This window comes from Parabacteroides caeci, assembly GCF_023656795.1.
Classification (GTDB): domain Bacteria; phylum Bacteroidota; class Bacteroidia; order Bacteroidales; family Tannerellaceae; genus Parabacteroides; species Parabacteroides segnis.
In genome coordinates this window covers 19,220-44,099 of sequence record NZ_JAMOKT010000024.1, presented here as the reverse complement: position 1 = coordinate 44,099, position 24,880 = coordinate 19,220, and the positions used below count along the sequence as shown (strand labels likewise).

The 24,880-nt window shown below is 42.1% G+C and carries 20 protein-coding genes; 13 read left to right on the top strand and 7 right to left on the bottom strand.

Features of this window, described 5'->3' with window-relative positions:
• Positions 1-188: 188 nt before the first annotated feature.
• From porX to NBH15_RS13500, 4 genes are all read left to right on the top strand, one after another.
• Complete coding sequence (gene porX / locus NBH15_RS13515) at positions 189-1,739, top strand: T9SS response regulator signal transducer PorX (RefSeq protein WP_009860176.1); 1,551 nt, start codon at positions 189-191, stop codon at positions 1,737-1,739.
• A 79-nt stretch (positions 1,740-1,818) separates the two neighbouring features.
• The gene (gene tsaE, locus NBH15_RS13510) at positions 1,819-2,238 is read left to right on the top strand and encodes a tRNA (adenosine(37)-N6)-threonylcarbamoyltransferase complex ATPase subunit type 1 TsaE (RefSeq protein WP_046145980.1); all 420 of its coding nucleotides are present in this window, start codon (positions 1,819-1,821) and stop codon (positions 2,236-2,238) included.
• 3 nt (positions 2,239-2,241) lie between these two features.
• Positions 2,242-2,454, top strand: coding sequence for an immunity 17 family protein (locus tag NBH15_RS13505; RefSeq protein ID WP_009860178.1), 213 nt, complete (start codon positions 2,242-2,244; stop codon positions 2,452-2,454).
• A gap of 120 nt (positions 2,455-2,574) precedes the next feature.
• Entirely contained in the window at positions 2,575-3,453 is an 879-nt protein-coding gene (locus NBH15_RS13500; protein WP_195437387.1) for a hypothetical protein, read from the top strand.
• A 92-nt stretch (positions 3,454-3,545) separates the two neighbouring features.
• Here NBH15_RS13500 and rnr read toward each other — a convergent pair whose 3' ends face one another.
• Both rnr and NBH15_RS13490 read right to left on the bottom strand, forming a co-directional pair.
• A complete protein-coding gene (rnr, locus tag NBH15_RS13495) occupies positions 3,546-5,726 on the bottom strand; it encodes a ribonuclease R (protein WP_128134683.1) in 2,181 nt (726 codons plus the stop codon).
• A gap of 95 nt (positions 5,727-5,821) precedes the next feature.
• Positions 5,822-6,757, bottom strand: a complete 936-nt coding sequence (locus NBH15_RS13490) for an SMP-30/gluconolactonase/LRE family protein (RefSeq protein ID WP_128134695.1) — start codon at positions 6,755-6,757, stop codon at positions 5,822-5,824.
• A gap of 329 nt (positions 6,758-7,086) precedes the next feature.
• Between NBH15_RS13490 and NBH15_RS13485 the strand changes: the two genes are divergently transcribed.
• The 5 genes from NBH15_RS13485 (at position 7,087) to NBH15_RS13465 (ending at position 13,258) form a co-directional block, all read left to right on the top strand.
• Positions 7,087-8,217: a hypothetical protein gene (locus NBH15_RS13485; protein WP_250822836.1), complete on the top strand. Its 1,131-nt coding sequence runs from the start codon at positions 7,087-7,089 to the stop codon at positions 8,215-8,217.
• A gap of 9 nt (positions 8,218-8,226) precedes the next feature.
• A complete protein-coding gene (locus NBH15_RS13480; RefSeq protein WP_010801012.1) occupies positions 8,227-10,092 on the top strand; it encodes a DNA topoisomerase IV subunit B in 1,866 nt (621 codons plus the stop codon).
• A 23-nt stretch (positions 10,093-10,115) separates the two neighbouring features.
• Positions 10,116-10,577: a pantetheine-phosphate adenylyltransferase gene (gene coaD, locus NBH15_RS13475; RefSeq protein WP_010801013.1), complete on the top strand. Its 462-nt coding sequence runs from the start codon at positions 10,116-10,118 to the stop codon at positions 10,575-10,577.
• 23 nt (positions 10,578-10,600) lie between these two features.
• Positions 10,601-12,190, top strand: a complete 1,590-nt coding sequence (locus tag NBH15_RS13470) for a S41 family peptidase (RefSeq protein WP_046145977.1) — start codon at positions 10,601-10,603, stop codon at positions 12,188-12,190.
• A 252-nt stretch (positions 12,191-12,442) separates the two neighbouring features.
• Positions 12,443-13,258, top strand: coding sequence for a permease (locus NBH15_RS13465; protein WP_250822835.1), 816 nt, complete (start codon positions 12,443-12,445; stop codon positions 13,256-13,258).
• A 19-nt stretch (positions 13,259-13,277) separates the two neighbouring features.
• Here NBH15_RS13465 and NBH15_RS13460 read toward each other — a convergent pair whose 3' ends face one another.
• The 3 genes from NBH15_RS13460 to NBH15_RS13450 all read right to left on the bottom strand — a co-directional run bounded on the left by NBH15_RS13460 (position 13,278) and on the right by NBH15_RS13450 (position 14,845).
• A complete protein-coding gene (locus NBH15_RS13460; protein ID WP_009860187.1) occupies positions 13,278-13,589 on the bottom strand; it encodes a helix-turn-helix domain-containing protein in 312 nt (103 codons plus the stop codon).
• On the bottom strand, positions 13,586-13,951 hold the full coding sequence (locus NBH15_RS13455; protein WP_244050544.1) for a type II toxin-antitoxin system RelE/ParE family toxin: 366 nt from the start codon (positions 13,949-13,951) through the stop codon (positions 13,586-13,588). Before NBH15_RS13455 ends, NBH15_RS13460 begins: the two co-directional genes overlap by 4 nt.
• Positions 13,952-14,068: 117 nt before the next feature.
• Positions 14,069-14,845 carry a nitrilase-related carbon-nitrogen hydrolase gene (locus NBH15_RS13450; RefSeq protein ID WP_128134677.1) on the bottom strand — a complete coding sequence of 259 codons (777 nt, stop codon included), beginning with the start codon at positions 14,843-14,845 and terminating at the stop codon, positions 14,069-14,071.
• A 146-nt stretch (positions 14,846-14,991) separates the two neighbouring features.
• Here NBH15_RS13450 and NBH15_RS13445 point away from each other — a divergent pair, with 146 nt between their 5' ends.
• Positions 14,992-15,630: an HAD family hydrolase gene (locus NBH15_RS13445; RefSeq protein ID WP_128134676.1), complete on the top strand. Its 639-nt coding sequence runs from the start codon at positions 14,992-14,994 to the stop codon at positions 15,628-15,630.
• Between the two features lie 501 nt (positions 15,631-16,131).
• On the opposite strand, the gene NBH15_RS13440 is transcribed toward NBH15_RS13445, so the two are convergent.
• Both NBH15_RS13440 and NBH15_RS13435 read right to left on the bottom strand, forming a co-directional pair.
• Positions 16,132-16,680, bottom strand: coding sequence for a hypothetical protein (locus NBH15_RS13440; protein WP_244050543.1), 549 nt, complete (start codon positions 16,678-16,680; stop codon positions 16,132-16,134).
• Between the two features lie 103 nt (positions 16,681-16,783).
• Positions 16,784-17,368: a hypothetical protein gene (locus NBH15_RS13435; protein ID WP_128134675.1), complete on the bottom strand. Its 585-nt coding sequence runs from the start codon at positions 17,366-17,368 to the stop codon at positions 16,784-16,786.
• A gap of 996 nt (positions 17,369-18,364) precedes the next feature.
• On the opposite strand from NBH15_RS13435, the gene NBH15_RS13430 reads away from it, so the two are divergent.
• The 3 genes from NBH15_RS13430 to NBH15_RS13420 are packed head-to-tail and all read left to right on the top strand — an operon-like array spanning position 18,365 to position 24,878.
• Complete coding sequence (locus NBH15_RS13430) at positions 18,365-19,738, top strand: IPT/TIG domain-containing protein (RefSeq protein WP_128135406.1); 1,374 nt, start codon at positions 18,365-18,367, stop codon at positions 19,736-19,738.
• 23 nt (positions 19,739-19,761) lie between these two features.
• Positions 19,762-22,845, top strand: coding sequence for a SusC/RagA family TonB-linked outer membrane protein (locus tag NBH15_RS13425; protein WP_128135405.1), 3,084 nt, complete (start codon positions 19,762-19,764; stop codon positions 22,843-22,845).
• Between the two features lie 11 nt (positions 22,846-22,856).
• Entirely contained in the window at positions 22,857-24,878 is a 2,022-nt protein-coding gene (locus NBH15_RS13420) for a RagB/SusD family nutrient uptake outer membrane protein (RefSeq protein ID WP_250822834.1), read from the top strand.
• Positions 24,879-24,880 lie beyond the last annotated feature (2 nt).

Here is a 24,880-nt window from a genome sequence, read left to right as displayed (position 1 = left end):
CTACGATATGTACGCAAATATACGACAACATCGTATTTACATGATAAATAAACAATTAAATTATATTAAACAGTACACCCAGGCTTAAAAGTTCGTAAAAAAGCAAGGATTTATATACAAAACCATAGCAAGTAGCGTTATTATATAACTATTCCGATTAAATTTGTAAGAATAATAAGGTAACAAATATGGCAGTAAAGAAAGACAGAGTACTTTGGGCAGATGATGAGATCGATTTGTTGAAACCTCACATTTTGTTTTTGCAGGATAAAGGGTATGAAGTGGTTCCGGTAATCAGCGGGCAGGATGCAATCGACTGTTGCAGGGAACAATCGTTCGATATTATTTTCCTGGACGAGAACATGCCGGGCCTGACCGGTCTGGAAACGCTTGCCCACATTAAGGAAATCAACCCTAACGTACCGGTCGTCATGGTTACTAAAAGCGAAGAGGAAAGCATTATGAACCAGGCAATCGGGAACAAGATTGCCGACTACCTGATCAAGCCGGTCAACCCGAACCAGCTACTCCTCTCCATTAAGAAGAACGTACATAAAAACGTCATCATATCGGAAACAACAACAGTAGGCTACCAGCAGGAATTCAACCGTATCGGCATGCAGATCAACGATTCGCTGACCACCGACGATTGGATGGAGTTATACAAGAAACTGGTTTACTGGGAACTGGAACTGGAAAGCAGCCAGGTACAAATGACCGATATGCTCCGGATGCAAAAAGAAGAGGCTAATAACGCTTTCGGTAAATTTGTAAAGAAGAATTACGTAAACTGGATACAGAACCCTGCGGAACGCCCTCTGATGAGCCCGGATCTGTTCAAGAAAAAAGTATTCCCGTTGCTGGATAACAATGAAAAGGTTTTTTTCATCCTGATCGACAACTTCCGCCTGGACCAGTGGCGCGTGGTAAAAGACCTGCTGGCTGAATATTTCACTTTCGATGAAGGATTATATTACAGTATTCTTCCTACCGCCACACAGTATGCCCGCAACTCTATTTTTTCGGGCCTGATGCCTTTACAGATAGAAAAGATGTTTCCGGACTTATGGGTGGATGAAGAGAGTGAAGAAGGAAAAAACCTGAACGAAGAGCCTTTGATCCGGACACAGATCGACCGTTTCCGCAAGAAGTACACCTTCTCTTATAACAAAGTACACGACTCACAATACGGTGAAAAGCTGTTGAATATGATCTCTTCACTGACGCACAACCAGCTGAATGTCGTTGTCCTGAACTTTGTGGATATGTTATCGCATGCCCGGACAGAAATGAAGATGATCCGTGAACTGGCACAAAGCGAAGCTGCCTACCGCAGCCTGACCCGTTCCTGGTTCCAACACTCGACCACCCTGGAGTTGTTCAGACGCATCTCCGATAAAGGGTATAAAGTGATCGTTACGACCGACCACGGAACAATCCGCGTCAATAACCCGATCAAAGTGATAGGAGACAGGAATACCAATACCAACCTCCGTTACAAAGTTGGTAAAAATTTGAATTACAACCCCAAAGAAGTATTGGAGATACGCGATCCGGAAAAGATAGGCCTGCCCTCTCCTAACCTGAGCAGCAAATATATATTTGCGATGAACGATGACTTCTTCGCTTATCCGAACAACTACAATTATTATGTTTCTTATTACAAGAATACATTCCAGCACGGAGGTATCTCGATGGAGGAAATGATGGTGCCGTTTATTACCATGATACCAAAATAATTGAAAATTGAGAATTGAAAATTGAAAATTAATATACCTTTGCGGGTAGATTACAAATGATCAATAATCAATAGACATCATGAGTATTATCAAGATTGAAAATTTAGATACCATCCGCCAGGCAGCCAAAGAATTCATTGCCGGAATGGATGACCGTACCGTCTTTGCCTTCTACGGAAACATGGGAGCCGGAAAAACAACATTTATCAAAGCGATCTGCGAAGAGCTGGGCGTAGAAGATGTGATCAACAGCCCGACATTCGCCATTATCAACGAATATCGCAGCGATACGACCGGCGAGTTGATCTATCACTTTGACTTTTACCGCATCAATAAGATCAGTGAAGCAGAACAGATAGGAACCGAAGATTATTTTTACAGCGGTGCCCTCTGCTTTATCGAATGGCCGGAAAAGATCGAAGAGTTGCTGCCGGGAGACGTGGTAAACGTTACGATCAGCGAAAATCCCGACGGATCACGAACCGTAGAAGTGAAATAACCGATGGAACCTACCGATTATTTCATACTAGCCATCTTCATTGCCCTGGGAGCATTTTCCCTGGTCGCTGCCATCTTTAACTTCGACTGGTATTTCGAAACCAGCGGAGCAACAACTTTCGTAAACAAATTCGGAAGAAAAGGAGCACGTATATTTTATGCTTTATTAGGATTAGCGCTAATTGGCTGCGGCACACTCGGTTTGATTTACTGGTAAAAAAATAATGCATCATAAACAAGGAACAGAAGTCTGTCTTAGGATTTCTATTCCTTGTTTTTCTTACCTTTGTACCCAACTAGTATTGCTATTGTATTTACCTGTCTAAATAAAAAACTTATGAAGCGAATTAATTGTATCCATTACATCGTAGCATGTATGCTACTTATGTGTATTACTGCCTGTGATAAAGAGAACTCAACAATAGAAGATGAGATTCCCGCAGCAATCAAAAGCGACTTCTCCAAAAGATATCCATCTGCAGAGATCACTTCTTTCATGAATTATTCGGATGGCATCGACCAAATAAAATTTAAAGATCCGGAACAAAATGAGGCATTGATCTCGTATGTCAATGATAGCTGGAAAATGACCTATACAGAGATCAGCGATATCCAACAACTCCCCATTGAAGTTCAGACTTCTTTCCTGCAAGCCGGATATATTGGCGTACAGGACATTGAGATATTTAAAACAGAACGAGCAGGGATAACAAGGCCCCTTTACACATTACATTTCACGTATCCCTGGAAAAAATCCGACAACATGCAACATTATATTTATATCAATGACGACGGACTTTACTTGAGAACCCTTAGATGTACTCCAAACGATACACGCTGGTTTGTAAATCTGCCCGAAGACCATTTTAATTTTATACACGAAAAATATAAAGGGGCAGAGATAAGAGGATACATGAATGACGGAGAGCATGAATACTTCATCCTTCACAATGATACAATTAAACATGTTTTCTTTCATGGGGAAATAGCAACAGACAGAGGTTTCTGGAGAAGGACAGTGTACGAATTAAGCATGGATACTCCTATCCCGGACAATGTTGCCAAAGTATTAAAACATGACAACCCGGACTTTATCTATACAAACCTTTACTATATCGAATCTGAAGAAGGAAACTCATATCTTTTCCAGGATAAAAAACGGGATGACGAATTAGGATACACTATCGGCGAAAACCTCCAGCCTGTTGAAGAATAATACGACTTTATCACTTTCTATATAAAACAAAAAGAGACAACTGATGCATTAATGACCGGTTGTCTCTTTTATTTTATCCAATAATATCTTCTTTATTCCATCAACATAAAGTCAAGCTGCTTACGTTCCAGATTGGCATTTGCGATCTTCACCGTTACAGGATCACCCAGACGGAAGCGGCGTTTCTTACGACGGCCGATCAGGCTGTATGTCTCTTCATCCATATCGTAGAAATCATCTCCTAAGTCACGGATAGGAACAAGGCCTTCGCACTTGTTTTCATTCAACTCAACATACAATCCCCATTCGGTAACACCGGAGATCACACCGTCGAACACCATGCCTAACTTATCCTGCATAAACTCAACCTGTTTATACTTGATAGACGCACGTTCAGCATTTGCCGCAACCTGCTCCATCGTAGAACAATGGTCACATTTTTCTTCATATTTTGCCTTTACCACGCTGCGTCCGCCTTCAAGATAACGTTCCAACAAACGGTGCACCATCATATCCGGATAACGACGGATAGGAGAAGTAAAATGAGTGTAATATTCAAAAGCCAGACCATAATGGCCGATATTCTCTGTCGTATAACGTGCTTTCTGCATCGAGCGGATTGCCAATGTTTCAATCAGATTCTCTTCCGGCTTATCATGTACTTCGTCCAACAAACGGTTCAGATTACGGGAGATATCGATCTTACTGCTACCCTCCGTTTTCATCTTATAACCGAAGCGGCGGATAAAGGCGGCAAAATTCTCCAGTTTATCAGGATCGGGCAGATCGTGGATACGGTAGACAAACGTTTTCTTTGTCTTTCCTTTAGGCACTTTACCTACAAACTCAGCTACTGTACGGTTCGCCAGCAACATAAATTCTTCAATCAGTTTGTTGGCATCTTTCGATTCCTTGATATAAGTACTGATCGGTTTTCCGGTTTCGTCAATTTCAAACCTTACTTCAAAGCGGTCGAAGTTAACGGCTCCGTTCTTAAAACGTTTCTCACGCAACTTCTTTGCTAATGCGTCCAGGATCAGTATTTCGTCTTTATAATCACCTTCGCCTGTTTCGATCACCAACTGCGCCTCTTCGTAAGTGAAGCGGCGGTCGCTCTTGATCACGGTACGTCCGATACGCGATTTCTTCACGTTGGCCTCTTCGTCCAGTTCAAAAATAACGGAGAAGCATAACTTCTCTTCGTCCGGACGCAAGGAACATATCTGGTTGCATAACCGTTCGGGCAACATCGGAATCGTACGATCCACTAAATAGACGGAAGTCGCACGGCTTTCCGCTTCACGGTCGATCAGACTTTCAGGTTTTACATAGTGAGTTACGTCGGCAATATGTACGCCCACTTCCCAGTTTCCATTATCCAGCTGGCGAACCGAAAGGGCATCGTCAAAGTCCTTGGCATCTTTCGGGTCGATGGTAAAGGTCAGGACCTTACGGAAATCCTCACGCTTGGCAATTTCTTCTTCCGGAATAATCTCCGATATCTTATTTGCCGCCTTTTCCACATTTTCCGGATACGTATACGGTAGACCGAATTCGGCCAGTATCGCATGCATTTCCGCTGTATTCTGACCGGCCACACCCAGAATGTCGACCACTTCACCCAGCGGGTTCTTGGCTTCATCCGGCCATTCAACGATACGGACAATGGCTTTATCGCCATTCTTACCGCCTTTCAGTTTTTCTTTCGGGATAAATATATCGTTTGCCAGCGTCTTGTTCTCGGTGATGAGGAAGGCAAAGCCTTTCGTTACCTGCAATTTACCGACAAATGTCTTTTTCTGGCTTTCCAGTACTTCAATCACTTCGGCTTCCGGTTCAGCGCCCTTGCGTTTGGCAAACAACTGCACCTTCACTTTATCACCGTCCATCGCATGTCCGGAATTCCGTTCCGCCACGAAAACCGGCGCACCACCATCTTCCGGAATAAACGAATTTTTCCCGTTGCTCCGGCGTCCGAATGTACCGATCGCAGTGGTACCCAGACCGTTATACCGATAACGTCCGCGGTCTATTTCTGTAATAAAATTTTCGGCAGAGAGATCATACAGCAGGTCTACAACCTGTAGCTTCTGCACCTGGCTCTCTACGCCAATCAGTTTGCTAATCTGTTTATAGTTAAATGGTTCCTTGGGAGAGGATTGAAAAACGGACATAACGGAATGGAGCATGGCTTCTTTCTTCATACGTTTAGCCTTGTTCTTCTTCGGTTTGTTTTCTCTATTATCCTTCTTCCCGGATTTGTTTTTCGTCATATATTTTTGTAATTAAATGAGAGATTAATCATCTCTCTCACAAAATAAACAAATATAATTGATATACTGTTTACAAACAGGTTAAATTATATTGTTCACTTTGCCGGTTGTTTAAATTTGTAAGGCTCCGGCCCGCTTGCTCCGGGTTTACAAACAAAAAGACTACCGCTAAGGGGATATTCTTCCAGTTGTTGTTCCGAAAGTCCGGCCCGTGCCGTTGTAATGTAGAGTGTATCCATATCCTTGCCGCCGAATGCACAGGAGGCCACATTGGGAGCCGGAACTTCTACTTTTCCCAGTAACTCACCCGTATAAGGATTGTAGCAGTACACACCGAAACCGCCCCACTGAGCTACCCATAAATTATCGTTGCTATCGATCGTCATCCCGTCAGGAGCCCCTGAACCGGGAGGCAAGGTGACAGCAACGCCATCAAACAAGATTTCGCCTGTCTTTTCATCATACCGGTAACGAGCCACCCTACCGGTCGGAGTATCATTGTAATACATGTATTTCTTATTGGCCGACCAGACAATCCCGTTGGAGATGGTAACTTTCTTCAACTTGGTCTCCACCGTTCCGTCAGGCACAACCATATATAATGTTCCGGCACCTTTAGGTGCCCCGAATCCCATCGTTCCGATCCATAAACGACCTGCCGGATCACATTTTCCGTCATTACATCTTACTTTTCCTTCATAATCAGGAATAGGCGCCACAGAAGACAAACTCCCGTCATTCAAGTTCACCCGTACAATCTCATCCTGAAGAGAGACAACCACTGTGCTGTCCGTCTCCGGCACCACCGTCGAAACCATACGGTCGAACTCCCACGTTTTACAGTCCTGCTTGTCCGGATAATATTCATACAAGGTCTTTCCTTCGATATCAACCCAGAACAGAGTATTTCTGTCCGGATGCCAGATAGAACCTTCACCAGTTGTTGCTTCTGCTTTAAATGCCAGATCCGACTGGATCATTTTAGGAGCTGAGGAACATGATGCTCCTGAAAGAAAAGGGACTGTTAACATAAGGGTCACTATTAAATTTTTCATGGTAAATAATCAATTTCGCTGCTCATTACTAAGTGCAAATATAACATATTTTACGAACACCCGGATGATCGAATCCCATTAATATTAGTAGAAAACGGATTTTTCACGATGAATACCGACTCTTATTAGGAACTGTTTTATTTTTGAGGACGTCGAAAACATTTATGAGGACGTCGAAAACAAAAAACGTCCCATACTATACGGATCAGGACGGTATTATTCATGTTAAAAGTCCTAATCTTAACTGTAAACGAATGATGTAACGAATTAATTATGTAAATTTGCCGTTCTAATAAAAATAACCAATGGGCGTAGTAATTAAAGAAGTTACCAGCAAAAAAGAACTGAAGAAATTCGTTAAGTTCAATATTGATTTATATAAAGACAACCCCTACCATATACCGGGATTGATCGAGGAGGAGATGGTTACACTGGACAAGAAGAAGAATCCGGCATTCGAAGTTTGCGATGCCGTCTATTTTCTTGCCTACAAAGACGGTAAAATAGCCGGCCGTATTGCCGGAATGATTAACCGCCGTAGTAACGAAGTGTGGGACCAACAACGCGCCCGCTTCGGTTTTCTGGATTTCATCGATGACGCAGAAGTCGTAGACGCTTTGTTCAACGCTGTTGAAAAATGGGCTAAAGAACAAGGAATGAAAGAGATTCATGGGCCGATGGGATTTACAGATATGGATCATGAAGGTATGCTGATCGAAGGATTCGACCAACTCGGAACCATGGCCGCCATCTATAACTACCCTTATTACCCGCAGCATCTGGAACGTATGGGATACGAAAAAGATCAGGATTGGCATGAATTTAAAATATATATCCCGGAAGGTGTACCTGATAAACACCTGCGCATCGGTGAAATAGTAAAAAAGAAATATGGCCTTAAAACGATGAAGTTCAAAAAGACGAAAGAGATATGGCCGTATGCACAAAAGATTTTTGAAACACTGAACGAAGCTTATGCACCATTATACGGTTTTGCTCCGCTGACCCAGAAGCAGATCGACTATTATGTAAAAATGTATATCCCGATGATCCGTCTGGATCTGGTGACTCTTATTATCAGGGAAGAAGATGACACCGTAGTCGGTTTCGGAATCTCATTACCCAGCCTTTCACATGCCATGCAAAAGGCAAAAGGACATTTATTCCCTTTCGGCTGGATACATCTGCTAAAAGCATTGAAAACAAAGCCCAAAGTAATCGACTTGTATCTGACGGGAGTATTACCTGAATATCAGAACAAAGGGGTAAACGCACTGCTGTTCAACGACCTTATTCCCGTATATATCGGTCTGGGAGTCGAATATGCCGAAAGTAATCCGGAATTGGCAAGCAACAATGCCGTACAGGCCCAATGGGACTATTTCAAACGTGAACATCACAAAACAAGAAGAGCATTTATCAAAAAATTAAAATAAGGATTTTCTATGGAAGAACTGAATTCAACAATGCAACAACCGACAGCGTATAATGACGACGATATCAAGACGCTGGACTGGATGGAACATATCCGCCGGCGCCCTGGTATGTATATTGGTAAACTGGGAGATGGTAGCTATGCGGATGATGGGATCTATGTATTGCTGAAAGAAGTACTCGATAACTCCATCGACGAATACATGATGGGGTATGGCAAAACTATAGAAGTGACCGTCGAAGAAGGAACTGTTTCCGTCAGGGACTATGGTCGTGGCGTTCCGCTGGGAAAGGTGGTCGACGTATCCAGTAAAATGAACACAGGTGCCAAGTACGACAGCAAGGCATTTAAAAAGTCTGTCGGACTGAACGGTGTCGGTATCAAGGCTGTGAATGCCCTGAGCAGTTATTTCCTGATTACCAGCTTCCGCGAAGGAGAGTGTAAACGGGTCGAATACAGCAAAGCCATCATTACAGAGGAGTCTGGAATCCAACCGACTGACGAAGCAAACGGAACACTTATCTATTTCATTCCGGACAAGGAAATCTTCAAAGAATATCAATACAAAGACGAATTCATAGAAAGCCTTTTGAAGAATTATGTCTTTCTGAATTCGGGTCTGACCATTATGTTCAACGGCAAGAAATTCCATTCACGCAATGGACTGGTCGACCTGTTGAACGAAAATATGACCACCGAGCCCTTATATCCGATCATTCATCTGAACGGAGAAGATATCGAAGTGGTTATCACACACAGTAACCAATACGGTGAAGAATATTATTCGTTCGTAAACGGACAATACACGACTCAGGGCGGAACGCATCTTTCCGCTTTCCGCGAAACGCTGGGACGTGTCATCAAAGAATATTATAATAAAAACTTCGAATATTCGGACATCCGTGCCGGTATCGTTGCCGCCATCAGTATTAAGGTGGAAGAGCCTGTGTTCGAGAGCCAGACAAAAACCAAGCTGGGTTCGAAAGATGTCGGTCCCGAAGGTCCTACCGTGGCAAAATTCGTCGGCGACTTTATCAAGAAAGAACTCGACAACTACCTGCATAAGAACACAGATACTTCGGAAGCCCTGCTTCGCAAGATCCTTGAATCGGAAAAGGAACGTAAAGCGATTGCCGGTGTAACGAAACTGGCCCGTGAACGAGCTAAGAAGGCGAACCTGCATAACAAGAAACTCCGTGACTGCCGCATCCACCTCAACGATGCCAAAGGCGACCGGACAGAAGAAAGTTGTATCTTCATCACCGAGGGTGACTCGGCCAGCGGATCGATCACCAAAAGCCGTGACCCGAACTTTCAGGCTGTTTTCAGTCTACGCGGTAAACCGCTTAACAGCTACGGCCTGACTAAAAAGATCGTTTATGAGAACGAGGAATTCAACCTGTTGCAAGCCGCCCTCAATATTGAAGACGGACTGGACGGTCTACGATATAACAAAGTTATCATCGCAACCGATGCCGACGTCGACGGTATGCATATCCGGTTACTGCTGATCACGTTCTTCTTGCAGTTCTTCCCCGACCTAATCAAACGGAATCATGTCTATATCCTGCAAACCCCGCTTTTCCGTGTACGCAACAAACAAAAAACGTATTATTGCTACACCGAAGAAGAACGTCTGGCTGCAATCCAGGCAGTAGGAAAGAATCCGGAGATCACTCGATTCAAAGGTCTGGGAGAAATTTCACCGGACGAGTTCAGAAACTTTATCGGCAAGGACATGCGTCTGGACCCGGTAACGATGAAAAAAGAAGACTTGGTTAAAGATATGCTCGAATTCTATATGGGTAAAAACACCATGGAAAGACAGAACTTTATTATTGACAATCTGGTTGTAGAAGAAGACGTTGTCAATTGAAAATTAAATATTGAACATTGAAAATGAAAAAGCGTATCGCTTTGTTCCCCGGAACGTTCGATCCTTTTACGATCGGACACCAATCGTTGGTAAGCCGTGGGCTAGCCCTGGTTGACGAGATCATCATTTCTATCGGTATTAACGATAAGAAGCAGACTTACTTCACACTTGAAAAACGCTTGGAAGCGATCCGGTGTCTTTATAAAGACGAACCACGGGTAAAAGTGATGTCGTATAACTCACTGACTGTCGATTTTGCAGAAGAAGTCGGTGCCGAATTCATTATGCGCGGTATCCGTACCGTCAACGATTTCGAGTATGAAAAAAGTATTGCCGATGTCAACCGGAAGTTGAGCGGTATTGAAACATTCATTCTTTTTACAGAACCCGAACATACACACATCAGTTCCAGTATTGTACGTGAATTGTTGCGGTATGGCAAAGATATTTCTCCCTTCGTTCCGAAGGAGACCAATTTATATTGACTATTTACGAAACAAAAATTAAAATGAAACGAATCGTAGTATCCCTGCTTGTTGCGATGATTGCCATCACAACGGCTGTGGCCCAGAAACCGAATCAGGATGCCCGCAAATTATCCATGGCTTTATATGCCATCTCGAATCTATATGTAGATCCGGTGGATGATTCCAAGCTGGTAGAAGATGCGATCACCGGTATGCTGGAAAAGCTGGACCCACATTCAAACTATATGGATCCGGAAGAGACAAAAGAGATGACCGAACCTTTGCAAGGCAACTTCGACGGTATCGGTATCCAGTTCAATATGCTGACCGATACCTTATATGTCATTCAGGTAATTCCCGGCGGTCCGTCCGAAAAGGTCGGCCTGATGGCTGGCGACCGTATCATCATGGTCGACGACACCCTGATAGCCGGTGTAAAAATGAAGACGACCGACATCATGAAACGTCTGCGTGGTCCGAAAGGAACTGAAGTGAACATCAAGGTATTACGAAATAAGAATCCGGAACTGATCGAATTCAAGATCATCCGCGGAAAGATACCCGTAACCAGCCTGGACGCCGCTTATATGGCAGACAAACAGACCGGCTACATCAAACTGAACCGTTTTGCCGCCTCATCAGCCGATGAGTTCCGCGACGCACTTGCCAAGTTGCAAAAACAAGGTATGAAAAACCTGATCCTCGACCTGCAAGGTAATGGGGGCGGTTATCTAAATATTGCCATCGAACTGGCAGACGAGTTTCTCGATAAAGACAAACTGATCGTGTATACCGAAGGTAACAAACAGCCGCGCGACGAAGCCAAATCGACAGCCAAAGGCAATTTTGAGGAAGGACGCCTGGTCGTTATGGTAGACGAATCATCTGCCTCTGCCAGCGAAATCCTTTCGGGTGCCGTACAGGATTGGGATCGTGGTGTCGTAGTAGGACGCCGTACATTCGGTAAAGGTCTGGTTCAGAAACCGATCCCGATGCCGGACGGTTCTATGATCCGTCTGACAGTAGCCCGTTATTATACGCCTACCGGACGTAGTATCCAGAAACATTACGAAAACGGTAAACTGGAAGATTACCAGCATGACCTGATCGACCGTTATAATCGCGGCGAGCTAATGAGTGCCGACAGCATCCATTTCCCGGATTCTATGAAATATAACACACTGGAAACCAAACGTATCGTTTACGGCGGTGGCGGTATCATGCCGGACGTTTTCATTCCGGTAGACACAACCCGTTATACGGATTATCACCGCAACCTGGTTGCATCCGGTCTTGTAAACCGTGTTTCCATGAGTTACCTGGACCGTAACCGTGCGGCAATGAACAAGAAATATCCGAAATTCAGCCAGTACAAGAAAGACTTTGTTGTCCCCGAAGAAACTCTTCAGGAGTTAATTAATCTGGGTAAAGAAGATAAGATCGAATATAAAGAAGAAGAATACAACCGTTCAAAACCGCTTATCGCCTTACAGATAAAGGCTTTGATAGCCCGTGACCTGTATGATATGGCAGAATATTTCCAGGTAATCAATGATGATAATGCCAGCTTCAAAGAAGCACTCCGCATTATTAATGATGAAGAAGTCTATAATAAAGAATTGGGTAGGTAACACGTACATTAATATATATAAGAAGAGGTGGTACATTGGCTTGAAGCCTTTGCACCACCTCTTCCATTTTTTACCAGCCCGAAAAAAAGCCAGGAAACACCTCAAAAAAGTCAGGTCTTTACATTTCAAAACATAGGACCTTTATCTGACACTCACCACTTCACCACGTAAATACTTATATTTTTCCCAACAGATGCAACTATCCCAATTACTATCGCATCATATTTATAAAACTATAAACAACTAATTATTATGAAACTATTCATCCATACCCTTGTCTCGACAGCTCTGATTGCTGTAAGTTTTTGTCTGTTTTCCTGTGATGAGAATACCGAAGGCTTCGGTTCGACAGGGAGAGACGGTCTCCCCAGTGCATTCAAAACAGAAAATCAAACAACCTACCTATCGTATTCCGGTAACCGGTTGCTGCAAATGATGAACCAAGACGGTTTCACCACTACTTTCAACTACGAAGGCAATGAACTTCGCGGTATCTCCTACGCTCCTCCTGCAGATCCCAATATTGCTGACGGACACGGCTATACAGGTTTCGAAAAGGAAGGAAATAAAATCATTGTAAAACAAAGTGGAGAACCAAGCATGGATATTTCCTATAATCAGGAAATTGAACTGGACGGGAACGGCTTTCCTACAAAAATAACAGATCTGGGGGCATTTCAAATGACTAGCGAAGGGTATAAGAAAGTATGGGATGGAAAATATTACTATGCCTTTACTTTCGAGCCATCTACGAAAAACCTGTTAAAACTCGAAAAGTTCAACCTCGAAGATTCGACACTTATCACGACCTCTAGCTTTCAATACAGTGACCAACCCGGTTCAATGAGCCAAGTGGAATTACCATTATGGTTCTTCAGTTATCATTCACTTACATCAGGAATATCTTCCCGCCAGTACCTCAATTATCGGAACACACTTACGGAAGAAACCGTGACAGATGGAAAAACCGGCAACACCCATACGACTTATTACAAATATACTTATAATAAGAACGCATATCCGGTAGCTGTTGACAATGGAGAAGAGAAAATGGATATAAGATATTGACCGGAAATAACGAAGTTAATCATAAGAACGTAGGGGTAAACTCTATTCCAAGAGCACGAGCAATACGAAAGAAGCTCGAAATCTGAATATCAGTTTCCCCTTTTTCTACGCGGGCAATATAACTTCTTGCTGTACCAACCTTTTCCGCCAACTCTTGTTGGGTGATCTTTAGCTGTTTCCGACGATCACGCAGTATCTCACCATAATACCATGCGATTGATTTCTCATGAAAAGCTGTACGGGATTCGGTTCCAAGTTCCCCATATTTATTATCCAATAATTCACCTGCTGTATGCAGTTTACTCAACTTATTTTCATCTAACTTTCTCATAACTCAAAGTCTTTTAATATCCGTTCTGCAATTTTTATTTGCTTATTATAGTCTTTCGTAGATTTCTTCAGAAATCCATTCAAAAGTAGTATTTTCTTTGAAAGAATGATATTATCATCATCAACAGCAAAAAGAATAGTCCTATATTCATTAGTACTAACAGACACTCTCATTTCGTATAAATCTGTATTTTCCAAGTGTTTTACAAACTTCGAACTCAGTACATATTCAGTTCTGATAACATCCATCGTATGCTCAAACTTAGCCTTCACTTTATCCTGCAACATATCATAGAACTCTACAAACTCATCCGAGAAATATAATTCACGTATATCGTTATCTTTTTTACCTGTTGCTTTCATCTCGCAAATGTAACTAATTAGATACAACTAAACAAGCATAATATAAACTCTTGAAAATATTTAACTCTGATTATTATCTTAAGACTTACGAGATATCCGATATCAACCAACAATGAATCACAACTCTACAACCAGTATGTCATCTTTGTAGGCTTCACATTCCCCGACAATCTTCCCTTCGGGAGACAAGAGGTAAGAATCGCCTGCATAGATGATACCTCCCAGATCAGTCCCGGCACAATTGACTGCGATAACATTGGCCTGATTCTCTATAGCCCTTTCACGAAGAAGACGATTCCAATCATCACGCCGGGACTCCGGCCAGTTGGCTATATAAATAGCTGTATCATAACGACCTTCATTCCGACTCCAATCCGGGAAACGGAGATCGTAACAGATATAAGTAGCCAAACGGTGTCCTTTCCAGTTCAGAACCAACTGCTTTTCTCCGGGAGAAAAACTTCCTTTCTTAAAACAGTTATGTTTGTCATAATATTCATAATGCCCATCAGGAAAGACAGCAAGTAAGCGATTATAAAATTTCCCTTCTTCTTTATATATTGTAGAGCCGATTATCAAGGCTCCGCTACTAGCCGCCCATTCCTTCATTTTCTCAATGACAACCGGATAATAACCCGCTATTTCATCTTTCGTCTGCACAGCTATTTTTTTATCCTTCTTTTTCATTTCACATCCGGAAACAAACAACTCGGGGAACACAATCATATCACATCCCTGGCATTTCTCTACCCGCTTCTGAAAAGCTTCAAGGTTTGCATCAACATCTCCCCATGCAAGATGTGCCTGTACCAAGGCAACCCGACAGGTTTCTTTCGTTTGGGCCTGAACGGCCATATTAGCCAATAAAATAAGAACAATCAACAGATATTTCATACATTCACAGAATTAAGAGACGGGCGCAAATATAAAAATAATGTACCACAACACGACCGACACAGCCAGATTATATAAGAAATCTGCCTATCTTTGTCTACTATCTTTCTCCAAAGAAGACGAGTAAAAACACTTAAACTAAAAAAATGATTTTATCAGAAACAGAAACTTTAATCTGGGATTGGAACGGAACGTTATTAGACGATGTAGAAGTAAACGTCAAGGTTATCAACGAAATGCTTTCAAAAAGGAATTTACCCCTGCTGGATATAAATACCTATAAAGAGATATTTTGCTTCCCCGTCAAACAGTTCCATATCCGGATAGGTATCGACTTCGAAAAAGAGTCAATCGAAGAGATATCCGCAGAATATATGGAACGTTATAAAAACTACGAGAAAGATATAAAGCTGCATGCTGATGTCCCTTTTATCCTGGATGCGATCAATGCAAAAGGCATCAGCCAATATATTCTATCTGCTGCCGGGACAGACGATCTATTGCGCATGCTTGACCGTTTCCACCTGACGGATAAATTCAAAGGAATATACGGTTCAGATAATATCTGCGCTACCGGAAAAATCGGGATCGGCCAAAGACTGATAAAAGAAAACTCTCTGTATCCGGAAAAAGCACTCATTATAGGAGACACATTACACGATGCGGAAGTGGCAAAGGCATTGGGAATAAAATGTATTCTGTATTCAGGAGGACATAATAACTACGATCTGTTATCGAACAAGTCTAAAGCAATCAGAAATCTGAAAGATATCCTACCTCATTGATAGCATGCAGAAAATCCGGTCTATAACAATGCAATTTTCAAAGCTCACCTTTCAGGCGTCAGTCGCAATCTCCTATTGAAAGATAAAGGGTCTGACTGAAAGGTGATATAACCGGACTTAGATTCCGACAGATAGTTATCCGTTTACCAATCAATAGTTATCCGTTTGCCTGCAGGTAGTTATCCTGCTCGTGAAACATAGGTGGTTCGAAATGTTAAAGGTCATATGTTTTATCGGAAGTTATTTTACCTTGAATTACCGTATACACTTTTTTACAGTTTTACCCCTTCAGCCGGGAACATTGAAAAAACAGGCCATCCCGAACAACTGAAAGCTGAAAGCAGTAGTCTGAAATGACATAGAGAGCAACCCGGACATACAAACTGATTTCAGCTATATAGTATTAATTCTAAAAAACAATTGTATTTGATTTCAAATACTTAAGTATTTAGTTTCAGATACAATTGTTTTTGATCCCGGAAACAGTTGTTCTAATTTGTATTAGAATTCTGAATAACGCACAGTAGTCTTTGTTGTACCAGGCCCTAAGGCATTGATAAAAACATTCTCGTAGAGGATTCCAAGTGTGTCGGAAGCTACACAGACGGTCTTATAAATAGTGCCATCGCATGTCCATTCCAATACCACTTCTTCCAGTCCAAGGCGCAACCGCAACATCTGATCCAAATACGTCTTTACTTTTTTCCTCATATTTTCTGCCTCTTCCTTGTCGATAGAAGAGAACTCTTTCAAGCTTATCAATATCGTTTTTCCATTTTCTACAAAAGGATAGCCTGTACCATCAAGTATTGCAAGCTTTACTCTCTCCAGATCCTCTTCCGTAGAGATCTTGCCGATGTATTTATAGTCTGTAAGGACATATCCGAGATGAAGTTCAGCCGTATTTTTCTTTATCGTATCCAGTTGTTGTTTCCATAAAACGGAATCGCCTGGTTGGTCACCGGAGAGATGGGTCGTAGCTCCACACAAAAGGGATACCCCCATGAACAAGCAGAAAAAGAAACTGACAATAATCGCTTTTGTTTTCATGATATTTGAAGTATTAATTGTTAATATTAGTGAGGTTCAGGCTTTGGTCTGTCATCTTCCTCTTCAGGGGTAGGACGGGGTATATGAGCTGAAGATAATTCACTCATCCCTGTAGCTCCCGTTGAAGATCCATATCCTCTTTCTCATCTAAGCACAAGATATTTGTGATAATGTTATCATAAACAATTCCGCTTTTGTCAGAAACAACACAAATTGTTTTATATATTTGTGAATCACACATCCACTCCAATTCAACTTTTATCATACCTAAAACAAGAATCTTTTCCAAAAATGCTTCCAATTCTTCCGGAGAATAAGTTATCCCTTCTATTTTTTGAGAAGTTATTTCTTTCAACATTTTTATCTCGATCTTATTATTGGTAACATCATAGAATGGAAAATAGCTATCGTCAACTAAAAGATTCTCTCTCAATCGCAGAAGATCATCTTCTGTAGATATTTCGCCAAGTATTCTGTAATCCACTAAAGTTAACCTGCTTTCATTTATAAAAAGGCTTTTGCTTATAGTCTTTGGAGAAGAACTCTTGATTGAATCCAATTGTTGTCCCCACAAGGCAACCTCTGTCCCATTACTTTCACAGTCGGATAAATCACTTTCATTATTGCAACTAGAAAGCATTCCTAGAACCATACACAAAAATGTAAAAAATGAAATTGTTGTTTTCATGATGTTAGAGTATTAATGAGAAATATACGAAATTACAATCCTCATATGGTTTCTATGAGTCCCCATCAAACATGATCGTTTTTTTATAGGCTTAGTTTAATTTACTAGTGAATATTATTGATTTCAATCACAAATAACAGGAGCCGGCCCTATCATTCTGCACTTCTCAAATTTCGCAGATATATAGATTAAAGGTATGTCACGCACAAATGTAACAAGATTACAGACAAATAAGTAAAACGCCTTTGTGTATTAATTAATTTTAACCAAATAGCTTAGAAAATGAAAGCAAATATAGGAAACGACAGCATTGAGGCTCTCTTTTAGTATGTAGTTAAAAGTGACAATACAAACAACACACCATACATTTTACGAATAAACGATTAAATAACAAGGATTATATAAACAACAAAATAAAATTTAAAGGAACAGATCATTCTTCATACCCAATTCAAATTAAGTAAAAACTGAGACAAATTAATTTGATACAGCATAATTCTTATTGATAACAACACCATAGTCTTCGTAGAACTATGGCACTATTTCTTATATTATTTAATTAATAATACAAAATAACAAGCTTTTTAAAGGCATAAAAATGGACAATACAACTACAATGATGGACAATATTTCGATTTATCATAAATAAATGAAATAAATTGCCATTTATGCCCCCCAATTCTTCGCCTAATGCCATAGTTCTACGAAGACTACAGCATTAAAGTTAACGTATACTAATTACAAACCAGAAAGACTACAGTCTTTCACAAATAACATTATAACATGACCTGAAATACCCTTAGTCGCATTATTCAATTACATACTCCAAGAGAATGTGTAATCTTTATTTGTTAAATTAGATCTAATATGATCCTCTTTTGCTATACCATGCAAAAGCCTGCTTACATACAATCATCATTATTCAGTTGCAAATGAATAATTACTGATTGTACTAACGATACTTTGCACCTAGTATTAAACATAGTACATTAGACAATGAAAACCTCAAAAATTAATGTAACCTTATTCTATCTATTTACCGCATTTCTTTTCATAGGAGGACTTACAGCTTGTAATGATGACAACAGTTCTTCTGAAGATAATCCGTATTCCCCTGATAAACCGTTGGTTGTATCAAGCATAGGTCCCGAAAAAGGAGGAATAGGAACTCGTGTAGTGGTGAGTGGCTCCAACTTCGGAAACGATATATCCAAAGTAAAATTGTTTTTCAATCAAAAAGAAGCCTTGATCCTTAAAGTACAAAACAACGCTATCTATGCCATGGTCCCCAAACAACCTGGAGAACGTTCTACCATCAAAGTAGCAGTAGAAGATGGAGTAAATTCAGACGGATCACCCAAATACAGGGAAGAAACGCTTAAAGATAAATTATTTAAATACAACATTAAAGCCACGGTTACTACTGTAGCCGGACAATTAGACGTGAAAACGGCTAAAGACGGCCCAGCTTTGGAAGGTTCATTCGGACGTCCCGTCATGCTGGCTGTCGATGATGAAGGGACTGTATTGATTGCTGACGATGGAGGCAAAATGGTTAGGATGCTTTCCATCCAGGACAACAAACTCAGCACTGTACTTTCTGGGATGCATGAGCCCTGGCAATGTTCATTCAATCTGGACTTTACAAATTATTATGTACTGGAAAGACGTACATCCATGCGCCCGCTTCTTTTCTACGGATTGTATAAATCGAGCAACTGGCAGGAAGCTGAAGCTTATTATGATCAAAAAAACGACAAAGGTGACTACATCGCCGGAGCCATGGACTATTTTGGGCTGGCTGCCGACAATGACTATGTTTTCCTGTTATCCTCTTCAGGTAAACGCCTGATCCGTGTAAACATTGCAACAAAAAAGGTAGAACTGATCGGAGAGAATCTGAATATGGATTCATGGGCACACATCGCCTATAATAAGAAAAACGGATATCTCTATATCACTTCCGAAGCCTGGGGACGCCTCTATCGCCTGAATCCTTATCACACTCCTGCCGGACATTCTACTCCATGGATTACACAAAACGAGATAGAACATATCGTTGGAACAGGTAAAGGTGCAGCTAAAGAAGGAAACGGAAAAGCCGCACAACTCGGAGAGATCGAAGGAATGGCCGCCGACCAGGAAGGAAACGTCTATCTGGCAGACTACACCAACCATGTAATCTGGAAAGTAGATGAGGAGTTCAATGCAACCATCTTCGCCGGAGTTCCGGGAGAATCCGGATATAAAGACGGTAAACCCCAGGAAGCACTTTTCAATAAACCTTATGATGTAGCAGCTACCCCCGACGGTATCCTATATGTGGCCGACACCTACAATTATTTGATCCGTTGTATAGCTATTCAATAACCATAGATATAAAGTACATAAAAATGAAAAAATATATAGCATTGATCGTCTTGTTTTTGACGATGCTGCCGGCTTTTGCCTCAGCGCAAAAAACAATTAATATTCAGGGAGTAGTCACCGACTCTAATAATGAGACCCAAATCGGTGTAAACATATATCCGCGAAACGACCAGTCGCATGGAACCGTTACAGATATAGACGGCAAATATACCATTCAGGTAAAACCTGGCACAACGCTCGTTTTTTCTTATATCGGATTCAAAACACAAGAGATCAAAATCGGCACGGCCAAGGAACAAACAATCAATGTGGTACTGGATGCCGATGCACAGCAACTGGAAGAAGTCAGTATCGTAGGATATAGCACACAACGAAAAGTCAGCGTAGTCGGAGCCATTACAAGTATTAAACCGACGACATTGAATGTGGGCGGTGTAACTTCAGTCAGTAATGCGCTAGCCGGACGTGTAGCGGGGCTGATCGGCGTTCAGCAGAGCGGCGAACCGGGCAGCGATGTATCCGAATTTTGGATCCGGGGTATCAGTACATTCGGAGCCAATAGCAGTGCCTTAATACTGATAGACGGGATAGACCGCGGAAGTTCCAGCCTGAATGAACTGGCTCCCGAAGATATCGAGAGTTTTTCCGTTCTGAAAGATGCAACAGCGACTGCCGTATATGGTGCCAAAGGTGCGAATGGTGTGGTACTGATCAATACCAAACGCGGTATTGAAGGAAAAGTTTCGATCAACGGCAGTGTTAAAACGATGATAGAAACACTACCCAGACTTCCCAACTATCTCAGAGCTTACGACTATGCCAGACTGGCCAATGAAGCCAAAGTAGTGAGAGGCGATAAATCGGTTTATTCTCCCGAGATTTTTGATATCATAAAATACAACATGGATCCGGACCTCTATCCGGATGTTAGCTGGCAGGACGAGATATTGAAAAAACGGACACTGGGTGTACAGGGCAATATCAATATTTCCGGCGGTAGCAAACTGGCCCGTTATTACATGAGTGCCTTTTACCGGACCAACGATGCCATTTACAAACAAACCGGCATGGAACGTTATCACTCGAATGTAAGACGTAATCAATATACTTTCAGAAGTAACATCGATGTCGATCTGACCAAAAGTACACTGATTAGTTTACTCTTATCCGCCAAATTGGTTGATATGAACCGTCCGGGCATGGGTACAACCTCACAAATATGGGGTGCACAAGCCTCTTTGACCCCATTAACCGTTCCGGTACGCTATTCAAACGGACAGCTTCCCGCTTACGGGAAAGGAGATCAAACCTCCCCTTCCGTATTATTAAACGAAACAGGCTTCCTTACCGACCGCGATAATTCAATTGAATCTTTACTAAAAATAGAGCAATCACTCGATTTCATCACGAAGGGCTTAAAAGCAACAGCATCTCTATCGTTCGACAACTACAACAATCATCTTACCAGTCGTACTAAAATGCCGGACTTATATAGAGCTACCGACCGCAACTGGAATACCGGGGAACTGATGACGCTTAAAACTGTTGTTGCCGAGCCAATGACTTTCAAAAGTACTTCGTACGGTATCCGTACGATTTATGTCGAAGGTAAAGTAGAATACAACCGGTTATTTGCCGAAAAGCACCGTATCGGAGGACTGTTCCTCTACAATCAAAAGGACTACCAACGCACGGATGCAGACGGTGAACTGGCATCTATCCCGCATCGTAATCAAGGGATAGCCGGACGCCTTACTTATTCTTATAATGATATCTACTTTGTAGAAGGTAACTTCGGATATAATGGTTCCGAAAATTTCCCGAAAGGAGAACGCTTCGGATTTTTCCCCTCAGCCGCTTTAGGGTATGTTATTTCCAACTATCCGCTGGTGAAAAAGAAATTACCGTTCATCACGACCCTAAAACTCCGCTATTCATACGGTTTGGTAGGAAACGACCAGATCAGTAACGATGTCCGTTTTCCTTATCTTACAACCGTAAATATGAGTGCACCCGGATATGTCTTCGGCGACCAGTACCAAAATTCGGGAGGTGGAGTGACCGATGCCGTATTGGGTTCCACCGGCCTTGTTTGGGAAAAAGCGATCAAACAGAATTTCGGTATCGACCTTACCCTTTGGGAAGCGCTAGACATCACGGTAGATGCTTTTATCGACAAACGAAATAATATCTTCATGGAACGTGCCACACTGCCTGGAACCATCGGCGTAGGAACAAAACCCTGGGGAAACGTGGGCAAGATGAAAAGCTGGGGAGCAGACGGTACAGCCTCTTATACCCATCGTTTTGGTAATGTAGACGTTGAATTGCGCGGAAACTTCACACTGACAAGAGATAAGATCATCGATTACGACGAGGTACCTCCCCGCTACCCTTATCTAGCTAAAAAAGGAACCAGTTATGGCGTAACCCGTGGTTTAATCGCTCTGGGACTCTTCAAAGATGAAGAGGATGTTAAAAACAGTCCTACCCAATTCGGCAAAGTTCTTCCAGGAGACATAAAATATCAAGACATAAACGGAGATGGGCGGATCGACGATTATGATATTGCTCCTATCGGTAATTCCAACATACCAAAAGTTCAGTACGGATTCGCGACCAGTGCCAAATGGAAAGGTTTCGACATCAGTGTATTTTTCAGAGGAGCAGCACAGGTTGATTATTTCATGGGAGGAAACGGATATTACCCGTTTGCCGGAGGTGTGACCGGCAACGTTCTTTCCATCGTGAACGATCAGAAAAATCGCTGGACACCGGCTTCTTACTCAGGAGACCCGTCGACGGAGAACCCTAACGCCCGTTTTCCCCGTCTTACCTACGGAGAAAATGTAAACAACAATCGGCCCTCTTCTTTCTGGCTTGCCGATGCAGGGTATCTCCGTTTAAAAACTCTTGAAATAGGATATACGATCCCTAAAAAAATATTGTCGAAAATAAACATGAGCAATTTACGTATATCTGTGCTCGGAGATAATTTATGTGTCTGGGATAAAGTAAAATTATGGGATCCCGAACAAGCAAGCGACAATGGTGCTGTTTATCCTATTACACGTTCTTATTCAATGGTCTTACAAGTCTCATTTTAATTCATCGAATCATGACAAGCAAAAAAATAAAAACAAGTCTATTTGCCTTCTTATTCGTTATCCTCAACAGTGCAGGAATTACCTTCCAATCGTGTAACTTTTTGGATATAGATCCGTATGTAGCCGATCTGTTCACCCTTGACACTGTGTTTGCAAAAAAAGAATATACACAGAAATATCTGAATAACGTATATAGTTATCTGATCGACTACGGTTCGCCAAGTGCATGGACAGACAATGCGCAACCTTGGGTACTTATCAGCGATGAAGGTGTAGCAGGCTACAAGAGAAACAAGCACAACTACAATTATTTCTGTAACAATGAAATGAAAGCGGAAGATCTGGACCACTTCGACTATTGGAATTATTTTTATGAAGGGATCCGCAAAGCCAATACTTTTATTCAAAGAGTAAATGAATGTCAGGAAGTAAGCGCTTTACAACGATCGGAATGGATCGGACAGGCGACATTCGTTAAAGCGATGATCTATTTTGAACTGATGCTGGCCTATGGTCCCGTCCCCATTGTTCCTGATACGCCTGTCGACTTCGACACTCCTATCGACCAGATGATGGTCGAACGCAACACATGGGATGAATGCAGCGATTATGTATCAGCCTTGCTGGAAGAAGCAATCAAACTATTACCCACGCAGGTCAGGGATAATTCGGAAATCGGCCAGGCAGTAAAGAATTCTGCACTGGCAGTACTGTCACGCCTGACGCTTTATACGGCCAGCCCACTCTATAACGGTGAAAATTCAGAATTCAGCGATTTTATAAACAACGAGGGGATACCTTATCTCAATCCGGTAAAAGACATAAAAAAATGGGCTATCGCTGCTGCCAATGCTAAACGATTGGTTGACATCAAACCCAACGATCTCTATACTGTTCCCAAAATGGAGAATACTCCGACTTTCCCTGTACCGGCAGCCGAACAAGGTAATTTCCCGGATGGCGTAGGAGGTATCGATCCTTACCATTCTTATATAGATATGTTCAATGGCGAATGTGTATTAGCATCATCTAACCGGGAAATACTCTTTAGCCGCCAAAGTACGGGAATCAACGAGATGAATAAATATGCCGCCCCGGGTGTACTGAATGCCTGGAATGTATTCTTCGTACCGCAATCACTGGTCGATGCTTACTACATGGCCGACGGACGTACCATCAATAATGCAAGTGAAGCCTATCCTTATGAGGAAGGTTACACAAATACGGATCTGGTATTTTCCGGAGAGAAAAACAGTAATGGTTTTACGCTACTGAGCGGAACTCATAAATGGTACGCGAATCGTGAAATGCGCTTTTATGCAACGATTGCCTTCAATAACTCCTACTTCCCCTCCACCTCAACACCTCCCGACAAAGTAGACCAGCAGGACGGCAAAGTGGCCAAATATTTCAGCGACTCAAAAAGTGGACGGGACTATGCCCTAAACCGTCCCCAAGGTGAAGCCGAAGAATATCCGATGACCGGATATCTCTGCCGGAAATTCATTCATTACGAAGATTCATGGATCAGCGGCGGAAGGCAGAAAACCAAATATTGTCCGGCCTACCGTATGGCCGAAGTATATTTAAATTATGTAGAGGCGATGAATGAACTGGATCAGGCATACACCATCAACGACGTTACAGTGACACGCAACACTAGCGAAATGAAACGTTGTTTCAACCTGATCCGTTACCGGGCCGGATTACCGGGCATCACCGACGCCGATGTTGCCAATGTGGAAAGAATGAGGGAGTTGATTGCACGGGAACGTCAGATCGAATTTGCCTGGGAAGGACGCAGATATCATGACCTGCGACGTACTAAAAAAGCAATTATCTACGAGAACGCACCGATTATGGGATGTGATGTAAGCGCAACAGAAGCAGAAAAGGATAAATTTTACAACATTATCCAGGTTAAAGAAAGAGACTGGATCTACAAGGTCTTTACCCGCAGACAGACTTTCTTCCCCATACCTAAAAGTGAAGTGGATAAAAATCCAAATCTCGACCAGATGCCCGGATTTTAATA